This window comes from Capnocytophaga gingivalis ATCC 33624 (assembly GCF_000174755.1).
Taxonomy (GTDB): domain Bacteria; phylum Bacteroidota; class Bacteroidia; order Flavobacteriales; family Flavobacteriaceae; genus Capnocytophaga; species Capnocytophaga gingivalis.
The window spans coordinates 1-15,366 of sequence record NZ_ACLQ01000003.1; the positions used below are offsets into that span (position 1 = coordinate 1).

Sequence of the window (15,366 nt, forward strand, 5' to 3'; positions counted from 1 at the left end):
CAGGAGAGTTTTTATCTGCGACCTTAACAAGGCTTGTTAGTTCAAAATTCTTTATGGCATCTCGAGTAAACTCTCCAGAGAGTGCTATCAAGTCTCCCTCTTTGTCTATAAAAAAGATAGTAAACTTATCCCGATCTCCTGAAATAGCCGCATCTACCCCACGAGCAGCATAAGTTCCTCCTGAAAGGTTGGAATAATTTACTCTTAGCTTTGTCCCATTCTGTTCATAGAATTTGTAAAGAAATCCATCAAAATTTTTCAGTGGGTCTTTATCTCCAAGACTGGTTTTAATAAGTTCTAACTCTCCAGTGGTAAAGAGCAAACCAGGGAGTGGCTGTACTATAGGAGGTTTTGTTCCTCCATAGATAGTCGCACCTCCATCAGCCATCTTTTGAATAAGGTCTTGAGAGACAACTTTAGTAACCTCTTGAGAGAAAGTATTGTTTACAATTTCTCCTTTTTTTTCGTTGTTGTCATCTGACTTAGAGCAGGATACTAGGGTAAACAAAGCGCATAAATGGTTCTTTTCATTTTTTTATCTTTTAATTGTTGTTATACACGAAATTAATTTTACTTATTCACTCATGAGTTAGTCTCTAGGGTAATTTTGTTTTTTTACAGCCAATTTACTTTGACTTACCCAAATACGTATAGTCCCTTCGGGAACCATTCTGTTACTGGTATCTCCTATTTTTTCTATTTTAAGAAACCCATACTGAAAATCCTTGATCCCTTGGGGAGTAATTTCGCCTGAGAGTACAGACACATCACGAGTTTTTATTTCCAAATCAGTAATATCCATATCCAAATAAGCAGTAAACTTATTACCATTGCCCGAAATAATAGTCCCTCTTCCTCTCGCCTGATCATTAGCAGTAATTGATTCATTTATATAATCTGTTCTTACTTTGGTGCCTTTTTGCTCATAGAACTTGAAACGATAGCTATCTATCTCTTTCCCTACAGGGTAACTATCATTCTCAAGACTGGTATATATCATCTCTAAGATACCAGTGGCGAATATCCCCTCTATATTGGGAGGATTGATTCCCTCATTAATAGTCATTCCATTAGCGTTCATCTTAGCTATATATCCCTCTGGAATAATAGCTTTGGCTTCTGCTGGAATATCAAATCGTTTAGGCTCATTACTATCTGACTTAGAACAGGAAACCATCACAAATAGGGCACATACTGCCACACAAAATACATAGATTGTTCTTTTCATTCTTTGTTCTCTTTTTATTATAGTGGGGGCAAAGGTAATGATTAACGATCAATATTTGATAATTAGTAATAAAAAATTAACAATAAAGTTGTTTAGCTTTTATCATTCTTCCCTCAGTAACTCTTTTCTTGGGACTTCTACTTGTAGCTCTTTTATACAAAAAACTTCTCTTGACCATGTATCAATGAAGAGAAGTTTTACCTTGGAAAACAAGAGATCTTCTAGTACAGAGTTTCCCTCCTGGCTATTCCTTCGTGCTGGAAAATACGATAAACTCCTACTTTCATTATTTGGTTATTGGTATCTTCCTTTTCAGTAACCGTAAGAGTAAGCAACAAATCCTTGATCCCTTCAGGAGTAATTTCACCTGAAATTAGAATTATATCATTGTTCTTTACACCTTCCGTATGAGCTGCGTGATTTAGGAAAACAGTGAAGTTGTTACCACTACCTGAAATAATAGCTCCAGAGCCTGTGGCTATGTCATTTACTCCAAATTTCAGCGCTCTGTAATCCGATTTTAGCTTTACACCATTCTGCTGATAGAACCTATACTTGTAATTAACAGCTTTATCTCCTTTAGTAAAACCTTTTTCACCAGGATCGCTAGAATAATGGAATCGTAAGTTATCAAGCAAATAGATACCTTCAATATTAGGAGGGTTTGTTCCTTCATAAATAGGCATCCCTTGAGCTCTTATTTGGTGGAGCGTTTCCTCTGGTATAATAGCTTTAGCCTCCACAGGAATATTTAGACTTTTGCTATTATTCCCATTGGTACTTCCATTATTATTCTGATTGTTCCCATTATTATATCCTCCATTGTCCACTGACTTAGAACAAGAAACTAAAGCAAACAAGGCAAATACCCCTGCACAAAGTGCATGCATCACTCTTTTCATATTTCTATTTTTTAAGGTTATCAAGGGCAAAGATAATATTTAATATCTGATAATCAATAATTAATGACAAATAATTAACAACATAATTATTAGTAATTGATTACTTATTTTTAGCCATCAACTTCGCACTTTCCACTAAGCGGACAAACTCCTTTCGATAGCCCTCTTCATCCTTGCCAAAAGCATTCTTAGCCAATTCCACCACTTGGTCATAAGAAGCGTTGGCTTTGTACTCGGAGTCTCTTAGTAGCAAACCAAACTCAGCCACTGCAGTAGCAAAGCGAAAATCCTCAGAAGTCTCAGATAGCTTTTTGAGATTAAAGATCAAAGGCTCTACCACTTCTCGACTGGCTGCATTGGTTTCCTTAGGGTCTTTGTAGCGGATTTTTAGAAAAGCTATCTCATTCCCCTTTCCTATTTCATTGAGCTGACTATCTTGATAACGAAGGGAAGAGGTTACTTTTCCTTCGGAAGGGACAATCTCATAAATAGCTGTAATTGTATGTCCTGCCCCTACTTCACCGGCATCCTTCTTGTCGTTGGTGAAATCCTCATTGGTAAGCATACGGTTTTCGTAGCCTAAGAGCTTGTATTGCTTTACATACTTAGGGTTAAACTCTATCTGTAACTTCACATCCTTGGCTACCGTAAAGAGGGTACCTCCAAATTCATTGACCAACACCTTTTTCGCTTCAGTAAGATTATCTATATAAGCATAGTTGCCATTGCCACTATCGGCTAAGGTTTCGGCCATATCGTCTCGGTAATTGCCCATACCAAAGCCCAATACGGAGAGATACACCCCTCCCTCACGTTGTTTCTCGATAAAAGCTTTAAGATCATTAGGATTGTTGATACCTATATTAAAATCACCATCAGTAGCCAGAATGATACGGTTGTTTCCTCCTTTGATAAAAGCCTTATGTGCTTGCTCATAAGCCAGCTGGATTCCCTGCTCTCCGGAGGTTGCTCCACCTGCCTCAAGGCCGTCCAATACCTTTTCTATCTTCTCTAGTTCCCTAACTGAAGTAGGCTCTAGCGCTACTCGTACACCACTGGCATAGGTTACGATACTCACCTTATCCTGCGCCTTGAGATTGTGGAGCAAGAGCTTTAAGGACGATTTCAACAAGGGGAGCTTGTTGTAATCGATCATAGATCCAGAGATATCAATGAGGAATACTAGATGAGAAGGAGGTGTTTGGGAGAGGTCTAAGGGCTTTGTCTTAAGGCCAATGCACAGGAGCTGATGTGCTGCATTCCATGGGGCAGGTGCCTGCTCATAGCTCACTCGCAAGGGAGAGGGTGTTTGTGCATCGGGGGTAGGATATTCATAATCAAAGTAGTTGATCATTTCTTCAATACGCACAGCATCCTTAGGCGGGAGAGTGCCCTGCTGTATCATACGGCGAATATTGCTATAAGCTGCTCTATCGACATCTACCGAGAAGGTAGAGACAGGCTGGGAGGCTACCTCCACAAACGGATTTTCCTTAATTTCCCCAAAGGTCTCTCTATTCTCATCTGTAGGCACTTGCATATCCCTTATATAGGGAGGATACTGATACTCCTTACTATACATTGCCTCTTGATTATTATAACAACCCCACAGTAAGAAGCTAGCAAAAACTGTAAGAACCAGGCTTTTTCTCATAATTGTCAATCATTAAATGGTTAATGGGACAAATATACAACTTTTTCTCCGTTTGACAAAGAATCTAGCCAATATACTTAATTCATTATTTTTATTCCTACTGAGAAATAGAGGGCTGGGCTATAAATTTGCTTGGGAGCTCCCTCGAAAGTTTGGGTAAAGAAAGTGCTCAGCTTTCGCTCTTTATAGATACCCATACGCATAAGGTCTGCCCCTATAACCAAGGGGATATGCAGGTACTTCCCTACCCTGAAATTGGGTTGTAAACCCACAATTGTATGTTGGATAAAGAAGACTGCTTTTTTGCCTTCTTTTCTCAAGAAAGCTGCGTAGATAGAAGCGTCAGCCAAGAGAGATAGCGAAAAAGTATCTCTAAAACGATAGCCTATAGCTCCCTTTCCTCCTTCTAAAAAATTACCTTTAGTCCATCCTATCCACTGCTCTCCTTGATATTCTACAAAAGCAGTAGGAAAAACCATAGGATATCCCAAAAGGGTATTGACAAGCGTTCCTGCCCCCTATCTGCATGTGTTGGTTGCTATGCCAGATAAAAAGCAAGGCACCATTGGCAACCACATTTTCACCAATTGCAATGGATGAAAGTCTGTTTTCAGGAGTATATGTCCCCAATCCTACAGCCGTAAGCCATGACCAACGAGTACCCAGTGGTTGCAAGTGCAAGATATTAGCACTAAGGTTCATTGTCTGATAAGGTAGTCCCTCGGTAGGATTCATTTGTTGGGAAACCATATTGCCTCCCACTGTCCAAACACTTATTCGCCTATAGGGATCCTTGGCAAGCGAATCAAGATGTATAGGCAACTGTAGGGAGAGTTCCTCTCTGAAAAGACCTTCTTTGCCCAGTATATCCGTCTTAAAGGAGACCTGAGCAGAGACAAAAATAGGTAACAGGTAAAGCCAAGCAAATAATTTATACACTTTGTCAAAGCCCTTAGACTTTGACAAAGTGTTGCAATAGAATATAGTGTTCTTCATTAGACATTAAAAATTAATTTTTGAGCATCACTTCCTTGATATCTTTCCTCTTAGAATAAGCTACTGGTTTGGCATAACCAATGCGTAAAAGGATTTGAGGATAAAGATTTTCCTTAGGAAAATTCTCACGCAGTGTTAGATTTATTTCAGGCACTTCACAGGGTTGATTCAGGTAGGCATGAGCTATACCTGCCTGAGTAAGCAATAGCAGAAAACGTTCGAGAGTACGACCAGTCTGTATCCAAGTACGAATATCATTCCCTTCGGTGGTGAGTAGTACCATATGGGAAGAGGATTGTATCTTCTTCAGATCCGTTTTGTTTTGAGTTTTTGCTTTCAAGCTTCCCCGTACAATAGGCTCAGTGACCCAGCGAGGTAGGTTAGGTGCCCCCAACACCGCATAGCTCAATCCATCATGGGTACTCTCAGAATGTTTTTTGTTAAAACGAATCCATGAGAGGAGCTCATTCTTAAAAGCTGGGTCTGACATCTGTACGGTATTACCCTGTAGGACAGCTTGGGTAAACCTTTCAAAGAGTGGAGTGTCTTTGGCAAAGACATGAAACATCCCTGCTCCCTCAAAGGGAGATAATCCCTCATATACTTTATCAATGAGACTTTGCAACAGAGCGGGGTCGATACGCCTGTCCTGATACTCAGAACGATTGGTTTGTCGCTTCTCAATAAAAGCAGCCAAGGGATCAGGGACAACGGTATTGGACTTGTGAAGTTCCACAGTAATCACTCCTTCCTCACTAAGGCTTACCTGAGTCTGATAATGTAGCTCAGAGGCCTTTGTGCAGAGATTCTCCAGTGCACACCCCAAGCTGATAAAGAGCTCTCGGTGCTGACTATCCACTGCTGGGAGCGCCTTTTCGAAGTTGGGAGAGATCACTATGCTGTGGTCGAAAGTCTCAAACCACCATGGTTGAGAATTATGTGCCGAAGGTGCTTGGGTAGCAGCCTTGATAAGGGTCATGTAATCGGAATCTTGGGCGCGACCCTTTAGGGCAACAAGCGCCATCATAAAAGTAATAGATAACATTTTGAAGTTCATTTTATTTGTCTTTGTTTTTCAATGCAAAGTAACGACGAAAAAATGTAGAAAAAATGAACTTGGGTTCATAAATGCTTTTGGTAGTTTAAAAATAAAATCGTAACTTTGAAGGGAATATCGCCTCTTCCTTTGCGGATCGCAGCAAAAGGTTAGACATAGAAAAACAACTGAAAAACAAGTAGATAGAAAATAGAAAATGAACATCATAGAACTCATTAACCTTATCAAGCCTCGTCCTGAATTATTTATTAACGAACACGATATATTCTGCTTAAATGCTTTCCTAAATGGTTGGTATTATCGCAATCAAGAAGAAGAGGTAAAAGCATATATACTCTATAAAGACTTTTACTATTGGTTGCGCAAGAAATATCACCTTAGGGATAGTAGAGGCTGGGCAAGTATACTTTTCTATAAGTTCAAAACCAAAGAAAAAGCTTTAGATGCTTTCTTTGAACTATTTGACATCTTTTACCAAGAACATATCTCCAGAGACTTTTTTGGCAAGGTAGAATGGCTTATTATCACATTAGAAGATGAAAACTATAATAATTTGGCTCATTTGCTGAAAGAGGATTTAAAGTACACTACCTTAGGGACAGAGCTTTGTATGAAATTACGGTTTCGCTTGACTACAATCCTACAAGAAAAAGATACATATCCAAGAGCTCATTTCTCGCTTGTAGAAGAATTATTAGGGGAACTCCATGAGAAAATAGCTCCTTAGAAAATACGCTTGCGTATTCTGCTGAGGGCTTGAGGGGTAATCCCTATATAAGAGGCAATGTATTTCAAGGGAATATTCTGAATCAGCTTAGGATCCTTTTCTAATAGATTGAGATAGATCTCTTCAGGTGATTGGAGTAAAAACTGAGCTTCACGTTGCATTTTCTCAATAAGCAAGTGCTCCAATATATCGGCTTTTATCTGGAGGTATTCCTGTTGTTGTATGAGATGATCGAGGTGCTCTCTACCAATCTTGTAGGCTGTAACCTCCTTGAGCGCTTCTATGGAGAGCAGAGAGGGTTCTCGCCTGACGAAAGAAGTGTAGGAAAGACAGAAACTCTCTGGGAACAAGATATCTACCGTAGTTTCCTTATCGGTGGTAGGATTATAATAGAAGAAACGTACAATCCCTTCGCTTAAATAGTACAAAGAGTTCTCCACCTCACCTACACGAGTGATGAGCTGTCCTTTGGCGAAGTGTACTTCTGTAAAATATTGACTTAGGAAATCAAGGTTCAAAATTTAGGAAATAGGATAATAAGAAATAGGTAAAAAAGGCTATCCTTACGAATAGCCTTTTTGTATATAATTTAGTAAACCCACATATCTTGTTCTCTGTCGCGGATACGCTGCTTGATACGCTCTGCTTCCAAGAGTTGGTATAAGGCATTGTCTGGGAGGTATTTTTTGATTTCCCTATCCCCATATACGTTGTCCTCCTTATAGATAACCCCTACGAAGCGACGAGCATTGAGCAAGTGGTCAAAAGAGACGCGGTTAGCAGAGTTCAACTGGTTGAATACCCTTGCTTTATGCAAGATATTTCTTGCAGAAGGATACCATACCCAGAAAAGTTCTACTAAGTTAGACTGAGCATCATCAGTTCCCAATACACTCACATCGGGAGCTACTGGTGCAATTCCTAACAGACGATACTTAAGCTCTCCTTGGCGCTTGTCGAAGTACCACAACCCCTTGATTCTGTACTGTACGATATCACGAGAAGTAAGATCAGTACGTACGATATATTCAGGAGGAAGAGGCTGTCCTTGGTTAAGGATTTCATAACCAGCATCCAAAGTATCTGCCTTAGAAAGGCTATACTTAAGATCATCATAAGTTCTCTTCTCTGTAAAATAAGAATCTACATAAGTCTCAGTAAGTCTTTTTTCCTTCATCGCTCTAAGAAGTACATCGTACAAGGAACGACGATCTGCACCAATTTCCATAGTATCAATAGGGAATAGTAGTGGGAAATTAGCTCTTTCTTCCAAGTCAATGAGTTCCCACGTAGTAGTAGACCACATGATATCGCGATCATCTACATAACCATAAGGAAGTGGCACGTCGTTGTCAGATTCCTGTTGAGCGGCAGTCTTCTCACCTATTTCAGAAGGAACTTTTGCATTGAGTATATTTACCTGAGCAAAAGTAGTTGAAGATACTATCCACATAAAAGATAGCGTCAGGATATTCTTTAGTGCTTGTTTCATAATCTTATAATTTGTTATAATACTTCAATTGATATTGGAGTAGCTGGTTTAGGAGTACCACTATATCCTGATACAGAGTAACGTATTTCAGATATTTGGATGATATCTCCTTTCTTAGCTCTATTTACCGCAGCTGCAGCAGCAGGGCTAGCACTTACTCTGCTTCCTTGAACAACCACACTTGGCTGACCAGGTACTAAGATACGGAATGAGTTTACCTTTGTAGAAAGGTCAAAGTCAAAATCGTTGAATGCTACGGAAAGTTCTCCAGCCAAGATATTAGCTTTAGCCAATTTCACAGCTCCTGTAGTACGTAGGATAGCTCCTTCTGGTTTAGGAATATCTTTTATACGGAACTTCTTAGAAGAAGAGAATTTCTGACCTTCGATAGTACCTGTAACATTGATAGTTACTTCAGCAGAACCTACGTTAGGTTTCATGATATAGTTAGGTCCACTCTTACGAGAAAGCCCTGGTGCTGAAGCTGTCACCTGATTATCAGGCACCCCTGGCATAGAGATAGTCATAGGGTTCACTACACCACGGTATACTACGTTCATCTTGTCTGCAGAAATTACTGCCTCATTTGGACGAGGGATAGTAGTGAATGATTGAGCCACCTCTACTGGAGTTTCTTGACCATCTTGTTCGTAGTACAAAGTACCAGCGATCTTGTGCTCACCTACGTTACCAGTATTCACTTTAAGTTTGATCTTTCCTTCTACTACTTCCACTTCTGATTCAGAAAGTTTTCTTCCATCAAGAGTAAGTTCTACACGTTTTGGTTTGGTAGAGTTATCCTTACGACCAAGTACGATAGCTCCATCAAACTGTTGATTAGCATAGTAAGCACCACGTGATTGTTCAAGCAAAGTAGTATAGTGCTTCATAGAAAGCTCTTCTTTCATTTTCTCTCCGAGCATAGCCTTATAGAAATCTTGTTCTGTTTGGCGTATATCCGATTGTAGTTGAGAGAATTTGGTAACAGCTGCTATGTAAGGGAATCCTTCATAGTTATACTGAACCCAACCTACAGTATTTCCTTCGCGGTTCTTTACTTTATTATTTTCTCCTGTAGAGAAACGCTCTTCAATAATTTTCTTAAGTGCTTCGTCCTTAGTTCCTAATAGACTAATTAGCTGGGTGCGATACTTGTTGATTTCATCCAAGAATTTTTGCCCTTCTGGTTTTAGTCCATCTGTTTTAAAGAACTTTTCATCCAAGAAATCAGATTTGTCCATTACTTGGTAATCTGTTTTGTTGCTTGCCTGAGACATTACTTCTTCCTTAAGCGTGCTTAAGTAAGCGTAATACTCATTAGATAGTTCTCTTACCTGACGTGCTTTTTCCAAAGCTTCTTTATAATCCTCAGGTTTTTCTTGTTCTTTTCTTTCTAATTCTGCAAAGGCTGCTTCATTGGTAAGTTGGTAACGTTCGTTAGCTGTTTGTAACTTTTCGTTCATAAGTCCAAACGCACTAAGTACCTCTTTGCCCATATTAAGAGCCATCATCGCGATGAAAACCAGATACATCAGGTTAATCATCCTTTGTCGTGGTGAATTCGCTGCTGCCATATTCTAAATTTTTTTAATGATTATTAACTAATTTAGAATTATCTGGCACCACCCATTGCAGAAAGCATTCCACCATATACTGTATTGAGAGATCTCAAATGTTCTTTAAATGAATTAACTTGTGCATTCAATGAGTTGAGGTTATCCACCATACCTTCTTGAGCATTTACCTGAAGTTCAGTTCTTTCAAGTTGGATACGATAAAGAGAGTTCAAAGCCTCTAATTGAACAGCAGCTGTAGTAAGCTCTTCTCCATATTTACGAGTAGAAGCAACAGCATCAGCAGCAGGGCCGATATTCTTAGCAGCTCCTTCGAAGTTACGGATACTAGTAGCCAATGAGTTCATCAAGTTAGCATCTATATGAGCTTCTCTTAGGATATTATCCAATTTTTCAGAAAGAGATTCTCTAAGTACTTGAGTTTCTTGATCATTTCTAGATGGAAGCTGTGCGTTTCCACTGAAATTAAGTTGTCTTGGTTCTCCTCCTTCTAATTCAGGGAATACACGAGACCAGTCATACCCTGTATCCACAGGTTCGAAAGCTGAAATAGCGAAGATGATTGCTTCTGTGATAAGACCTATCGCCAAGAGAGTACCACCCCCAAGCTTAATAGATCCTAAAGGTAATTCCCAGTGAAGAATTTTGAATAGAGCTCCGAGGATTACAACAGATGCTCCCAAACCATAAACCATATTTATGATTTTCTTTGACGATTTTGATGAATTTGCCATTTTTTTCTTTGATTTAATTATACTTTGTTTTATTTATTAATTTTTAATTTTTCACTATCTCATGTTGGTTAAGTTACCTTTTTTAGTATCCACTCTCTGAACACCCATGAAACTCTGTACGGTACGGAAACCGATGTAGCTACGGGCAGAGTCTTGATACTCATAATCACGGGTAGCCACCTGTGTATAGAAAGCCACATCTTTCCAAGAACCACCACGAATCACCTTACGTTTGTTCTTTTGGTCATTCACGTTAGGGTTCATTGAGGACATATATTCGTATGAGTTAGAATCATAAGAAGTATTAGTCCACTCAGATACATTACCTGCCATGTTATAGAGATTGTATCCGTTAGGGTGGTAAGACTTAGCTTCTACTGTATAGAGAGCGTTATCTGCGGCATAGTCCCCACGAGTTGGTTTGAAGTTGGCCATAAAACAAGCCTTACTATCCACTGTATAAGGACCTCCCCAAGGGTAAGTAGCACCCTCTAAGCCACCACGAGCAGCAAATTCCCATTCTGCTTCTGTAGGAAGACGGAAAGCATTCACATCTTTTTTCTTCTTAGCTTTTTGGAAAGAGTTCTTATATAAGGTACGCCATTCGCAGAAAGCCTTAGCTTGTCTCCAAGTAACTCCTACTACAGGATATTCGCTATAAGCATAGTGCCAGAAATAGTCATTATGCATAGGCTCGTTATAGGAGTAGTTGAAGTCCTTAATCCATACTGTAGTATCAGGATATATTTTGACGATCTCTTCTTTGATAAAGTCCTTACGACCTTTTTTGTGAGAACGAGCAGCTGCCTCAATATCCATCCATTGATATTTGAAAACGAGCTTATCTACATCCAAGGGACGACGACCATTATATGTTTCCTCAATAGGTACATACATAGTATCCATCACCTCTACGTAATGTTCGTCAGGATATTTTTCCTTATCCCAGATAAGCTTTACTTTACGATTGATCTTACGTTTTTCAGGATTGTCCTTATCTCCGTAATTTTCGTACATATACTTATCATAAGCATTGAGTTTTTCCTGATCAGTATCAAGGAAAGCATATTGTCCTATACCTTCCCCACCAGCGGACTGACCACTTTCCTCTGCCATGATAGCCAATTTACGACGAACGATAGAGTCACGTACCCAGTTGACGAACTGGCGATACTCTCCATTGGTGATTTCTGTATCATCCATATAGAAAGGACTCACTGTTACGGTCTTCGTAGTAGCATCCTCTGTATGAGCTTTGTCATAATCTGAGCTACCCATTACGAAAGCACCACCTGGCACAAGTGTCATCCCATAAGGCTTAGGCTGTTTCCACTGCCCTCCTTTTACACCTACAAGCTCTCCTCGGTCATTACCTGAACCGCAGGATACCACCAGATAACCTATTACAATAAGTGCTACTTTTTTTAGTTTCAATATCATAATCTACAATATTATTTCGGGATGGCAAATGTAGGCATTTTTATTTGTCCCACACTATTTTTTTTACAAATTCCTTCTATTTTTAAAGAATCTCTATACAATTATCTTTTTAAAGAGTTTTCTGTATATTGATTTTCAAAAAGTTACAAAGATTTCGAATAGTAATTATTCTTAAAAAAAGTTATTAACACTTCTTTTGTTAATTATCTTTTGTCTTTGTAATAGAAGATTGTATAGGACACTTACATGTACCTCCCTTTGTTGTTTAATTCTTCACGATTAGTTTTACAAGTTTTTGGACTTATTTAAACTCCAATATTACATCCTCTATATAAGTAAGGTAATCTTTTCCCTGATCTTTGAGGAATTGTTCAAAGTATTTTTCTCCAGCTTCTACACCACCGGCTTGTTCTGCCTGTAGTATTTTTTGGTAAAGGGGTCCTATATACTTTTCTATAGTCTGAGAAGGAACAGAAGTTCTACGCCCCATATAATTGATAATTTGTCCACTTGGATTTCGGATAATATCAAAGTCAGTAATCACCCAGTAATACTCCCCTGACTTAGCCATATTTTTAACAATTGCATGGAAGTTAATCCCTTTTTGGATGTTATCCCATAGAATTTTGAATATTGTCTTAGGCATGTCAGGATGACGGATTACATTGTGAGGCTTGCCTATTAGCTCTCCTTCTGAATAACCGGATACATCGATGAACACTTGATTTACATACTCTATAGTGCCCTTTGCATCGGTTTTGCTCATAATTGTCTTGGCCTTGTCCCAAGCGACTTCTTTATTCACTGGTGTACTCATAAGTCTAACTATTTATTCGGCACAAAGATATAAAAATATTTTTAGAAACAAATAAAAAAACGTTTTTTTTTATCTTTTTTTCACAAAAACTTATTAACCATTTTTCATTTATACCATAATATATAATTAAGTATAATTAGAAAAACGCTAAAATATTTATGATCAATGATTTATAAAAAATACTTTCTTAACTTTCCCTTCCTTAAATATTTATTAACAACGAGGAAATATTTCTATTCTTCTTGGATAATTTTAATATTTTTATCCCCTATTTTTACAAAATCCAATGCCTAAAATATCCCTATACTATCTCCTTTAAGCACTTTCTTATGGTAATTTTTTCTTTTAGTACCTCTGTCAACTTTTTTCTTTTATCTATATTCCTATCAAAAATATACTCAAGACAATGTACTAATACTGCCGCAAAGATACTAATTTTTTCTAAATATATGGTTATTTTGAAAATTATTTTTATCTTTGTACACTCAAAAATTCATAAAACTTTCTTATGAGACAGATTATTTTCACCTTATTCCTATTTTCCTTCGCTGGAGGATATGGGCAAAAACTCTTAAACCAAAGTGATATAGAAGAAAAAAAGTTTGGCATGGAGAGTCTCTTTAGCCTCTATGAGGATAAGTCGCCCCTAAATGGAGCCTATAAGATTTCTCAGGGCAATGGAGAATACTATGAAGCCTCTTTTTCGGATGGAAAACTCGACGGCATCGCCAAATACTACGACCGCAACGGAAAAATTATGGCTGAAAGAAGCTATAAGAATGGACAGCTGACAGGGGTCAGCCGTGAATATCATCCTAATGGAAAAGTAAAAAAAGAGATAGAACTCACCGCTGGAATCTTTACCGGATTCTATAGAGAATATACTCGTAGTGGGATGCTCTGGAGGGAATATTTCTACAAAAACGACCAAATGGAAGGAAGCTTTCGCGAGTTCTCCGATGGAAAAGTAGTCAAGGACTTACACTACAAAGCCGACAAACCCGATGGAGAATGGAAGGAATATGACGAGGATGGCAAGCCTATAGAGATAGAACACTACAAGATGGGGAAAAAAGATGGCAAACAGTGGTATATGCGCTACTATGACCGTCGCAGTGGAATAAAACAATATATCACTGAGTACTACAAAGAGGATGTCCCTGTAGGTAAGTGGGAAACAAAACTTGAGGATGGCACCCTACGTGAGAGACAGGAATACAAGCCCAATGGTACATCGGTACGTGAGCGCTACCATGAGAATGGCAAGCTCCGTGAGCTAGCTACCTTCAAGGGAGATAAGCGCCACGGACCCTACAAACTATATGATGATCTGGGAGTATTGCTCGAGGACAGCACTTATGAGAATAACTACCCTGCCCACCTGAAGACTTTCTATCCTAACGGTCAGGTAAAGGAGGAGAATTTTTCTAAAAATGGAAAACGTGAGGGTAAGTATGTCCTATATGACGAGCGCGGGCGCACCTTACTTAAAGGCAACTACCTAAAGGATTACGAAGATGGTCTCTGGCAGTACTATTCCCTAAAAGGAAACTTAGAAAAGGAAATCAACTTCAAGGAAGGTAGTCGCGAGGGTACTTATAAGGAATACCACCTATCAGGCAATCCTTATATAATAGGACAATACCTACACAACCAAAAAGAGGGTACTTGGAAGTACTTCAACCCAGAAGGAGAAACTATGCAGGAGATTACCTACAAAAATGGCAATCAGATGCAGGTAACCCGCTATGAACTAAAGGATACAAGGGAGAAGACAAAGAAGTGAGAGCTTGCTTGTTGCTCTCACTCCTTTTCTCATTCCTCATAGGATATTGTCTTGATTTTGTAGGACGTTACTTCCATAGATAGGAAGAGTCACTCCCGTCACTACTTGGTTATTGAGTTTTGTATTACTTGAGCCCCTTAGTCTTCTACACGAAATACCTCAAAGCCAATATTGTCCCTATGTGCATACCCTCGTGAGTGTTGTTAAAGAGAATGGCCTCCTCTACACTATGGAGGGTATAGCCAAAGGAGGTTTCATATACAGGGTAGTCTTTCCCAGCAAACACGCCTTTTTGATAGTCCTCAATGATTTGGTCGTGAGTGGAGGTCAGTAGCTGGCGAAGGGTAGCAATTCCCTCTTGGCTTGGGATATGTCCATCGGGGTAGGTACCCTTCCTGTAAGTGTTAATCAACTCCTCCGACACATGAGGTTGCACTCCGGCGAGCTTATAGCACAGCAGCTGTTGGGTGACCACACAGTGGGCTATATTCCATAGGATATTGTTATGAAAGCCCTCAGGGATGAGCGCTAATTGTTCTGGGGTAGCTTCGTCCAAGAAGCGTAACAGACGGGCACGGATGGCCTTGTGTAAGTCGAATGCTTTTGTCATAATGATAATATGTTAATATAATAATTTACTATTGATTTAGACCTAATCGGCAGATCGCCTAACTCTGAGTTTCCACACGGCTTCTTCATCAAAATTTTTAGGGTCGTAGTTTTCCTTAATCATCTCTTGAGCCTTTTCACTATAAGAATACACACTGTTTTTATCTTTGAAATAGCTCTTGTAACCATATTTTTCCCGTTGTGAAGCATAAAGGATTCTTTTCATTCTTAGACAGATATTTTAATAATAGACAATACTCCTTGTGTAATGCCGTACGCAATGGGAATTGGTAGTATCCTTTTTGTGAATTCAATTGCCGTGTATTATTCTTGTCCGATACAAAGGTAGT

The 15,366-nt window shown here is 39.0% G+C and carries 17 protein-coding genes; 2 read left to right on the forward strand and 15 right to left on the reverse strand.

The features are described 5' to 3' along the window. The 7 genes from CAPGI0001_RS00730 to CAPGI0001_RS00755 form a co-directional block, all read right to left on the reverse strand. Positions 1-508, reverse strand: a 508-nt coding sequence (locus CAPGI0001_RS00730) for a hypothetical protein (protein WP_002665638.1), incomplete at its 3' end; no start/stop codon positions are given. A gap of 81 nt (positions 509-589) precedes the next feature. Further along, complete coding sequence (locus tag CAPGI0001_RS00735) at positions 590-1,228, reverse strand: hypothetical protein (RefSeq protein WP_002665768.1); 639 nt, start codon at positions 1,226-1,228, stop codon at positions 590-592. Between the two features lie 221 nt (positions 1,229-1,449). Next, the gene (locus tag CAPGI0001_RS00740; RefSeq protein ID WP_002665634.1) at positions 1,450-2,130 is read right to left on the reverse strand and encodes a hypothetical protein; all 681 of its coding nucleotides are present in this window, start codon (positions 2,128-2,130) and stop codon (positions 1,450-1,452) included. A gap of 100 nt (positions 2,131-2,230) precedes the next feature. Next, positions 2,231-3,712: a vWA domain-containing protein gene (locus CAPGI0001_RS00745; protein ID WP_002665640.1), complete on the reverse strand. Its 1,482-nt coding sequence runs from the start codon at positions 3,710-3,712 to the stop codon at positions 2,231-2,233. Between the two features lie 149 nt (positions 3,713-3,861). After that, positions 3,862-4,263, reverse strand: coding sequence for a DUF6268 family outer membrane beta-barrel protein (locus CAPGI0001_RS13405; protein WP_050769216.1), 402 nt, complete (start codon positions 4,261-4,263; stop codon positions 3,862-3,864). Beyond that, positions 4,205-4,780, reverse strand: coding sequence for a DUF6268 family outer membrane beta-barrel protein (locus CAPGI0001_RS13410; protein WP_002665728.1), 576 nt, complete (start codon positions 4,778-4,780; stop codon positions 4,205-4,207). Before CAPGI0001_RS13410 ends, CAPGI0001_RS13405 begins: the two co-directional genes overlap by 59 nt. Before the next feature lie 13 nt (positions 4,781-4,793). Further along, positions 4,794-5,837 carry an Acg family FMN-binding oxidoreductase gene (locus CAPGI0001_RS00755; RefSeq protein ID WP_040359229.1) on the reverse strand — a complete coding sequence of 348 codons (1,044 nt, stop codon included), beginning with the start codon at positions 5,835-5,837 and terminating at the stop codon, positions 4,794-4,796. A gap of 196 nt (positions 5,838-6,033) precedes the next feature. On the opposite strand from CAPGI0001_RS00755, the gene CAPGI0001_RS00760 reads away from it, so the two are divergent. After that, a complete protein-coding gene (locus tag CAPGI0001_RS00760) occupies positions 6,034-6,564 on the forward strand; it encodes a hypothetical protein (protein ID WP_002665667.1) in 531 nt (176 codons plus the stop codon). Here CAPGI0001_RS00760 and CAPGI0001_RS00765 read toward each other — a convergent pair. The 6 genes from CAPGI0001_RS00765 to CAPGI0001_RS00790 all read right to left on the reverse strand — a co-directional run bounded on the left by CAPGI0001_RS00765 (position 6,561) and on the right by CAPGI0001_RS00790 (position 12,621). After that, entirely contained in the window at positions 6,561-7,082 is a 522-nt protein-coding gene (locus CAPGI0001_RS00765; RefSeq protein WP_002665710.1) for a Crp/Fnr family transcriptional regulator, read from the reverse strand. The genes CAPGI0001_RS00760 and CAPGI0001_RS00765 overlap by 4 nt on opposite strands. A gap of 71 nt (positions 7,083-7,153) precedes the next feature. Then, positions 7,154-8,056 carry a type IX secretion system ring subunit PorN/GldN gene (gene porN / locus CAPGI0001_RS00770; RefSeq protein WP_002665809.1) on the reverse strand — a complete coding sequence of 301 codons (903 nt, stop codon included), beginning with the start codon at positions 8,054-8,056 and terminating at the stop codon, positions 7,154-7,156. Positions 8,057-8,070: 14 nt separating this feature from the next. Then, positions 8,071-9,630: a type IX secretion system motor protein PorM/GldM gene (porM, locus tag CAPGI0001_RS00775; protein ID WP_002665687.1), complete on the reverse strand. Its 1,560-nt coding sequence runs from the start codon at positions 9,628-9,630 to the stop codon at positions 8,071-8,073. A 38-nt stretch (positions 9,631-9,668) separates the two neighbouring features. Next, positions 9,669-10,364 carry a type IX secretion system motor protein PorL/GldL gene (porL, locus tag CAPGI0001_RS00780; protein ID WP_002665684.1) on the reverse strand — a complete coding sequence of 232 codons (696 nt, stop codon included), beginning with the start codon at positions 10,362-10,364 and terminating at the stop codon, positions 9,669-9,671. A gap of 54 nt (positions 10,365-10,418) precedes the next feature. Next, positions 10,419-11,804 carry a T9SS ring complex lipoprotein PorK/GldK gene (porK, locus tag CAPGI0001_RS00785; RefSeq protein ID WP_002665808.1) on the reverse strand — a complete coding sequence of 462 codons (1,386 nt, stop codon included), beginning with the start codon at positions 11,802-11,804 and terminating at the stop codon, positions 10,419-10,421. Between the two features lie 301 nt (positions 11,805-12,105). Next, a complete protein-coding gene (locus tag CAPGI0001_RS00790; RefSeq protein ID WP_002665675.1) occupies positions 12,106-12,621 on the reverse strand; it encodes a PAS domain-containing protein in 516 nt (171 codons plus the stop codon). Between the two features lie 508 nt (positions 12,622-13,129). Between CAPGI0001_RS00790 and CAPGI0001_RS00795 the strand changes: the two genes are divergently transcribed. Beyond that, positions 13,130-14,407, forward strand: coding sequence for a toxin-antitoxin system YwqK family antitoxin (locus CAPGI0001_RS00795; protein WP_002665856.1), 1,278 nt, complete (start codon positions 13,130-13,132; stop codon positions 14,405-14,407). A gap of 145 nt (positions 14,408-14,552) precedes the next feature. Here CAPGI0001_RS00795 and CAPGI0001_RS00800 read toward each other — a convergent pair whose 3' ends face one another. Then, positions 14,553-15,017, reverse strand: coding sequence for a DinB family protein (locus tag CAPGI0001_RS00800; RefSeq protein ID WP_002665907.1), 465 nt, complete (start codon positions 15,015-15,017; stop codon positions 14,553-14,555). Between the two features lie 42 nt (positions 15,018-15,059). Further along, entirely contained in the window at positions 15,060-15,242 is a 183-nt protein-coding gene (locus tag CAPGI0001_RS00805; protein WP_002665690.1) for a hypothetical protein, read from the reverse strand. Between the last annotated feature and the right edge of the window lie 124 nt (positions 15,243-15,366).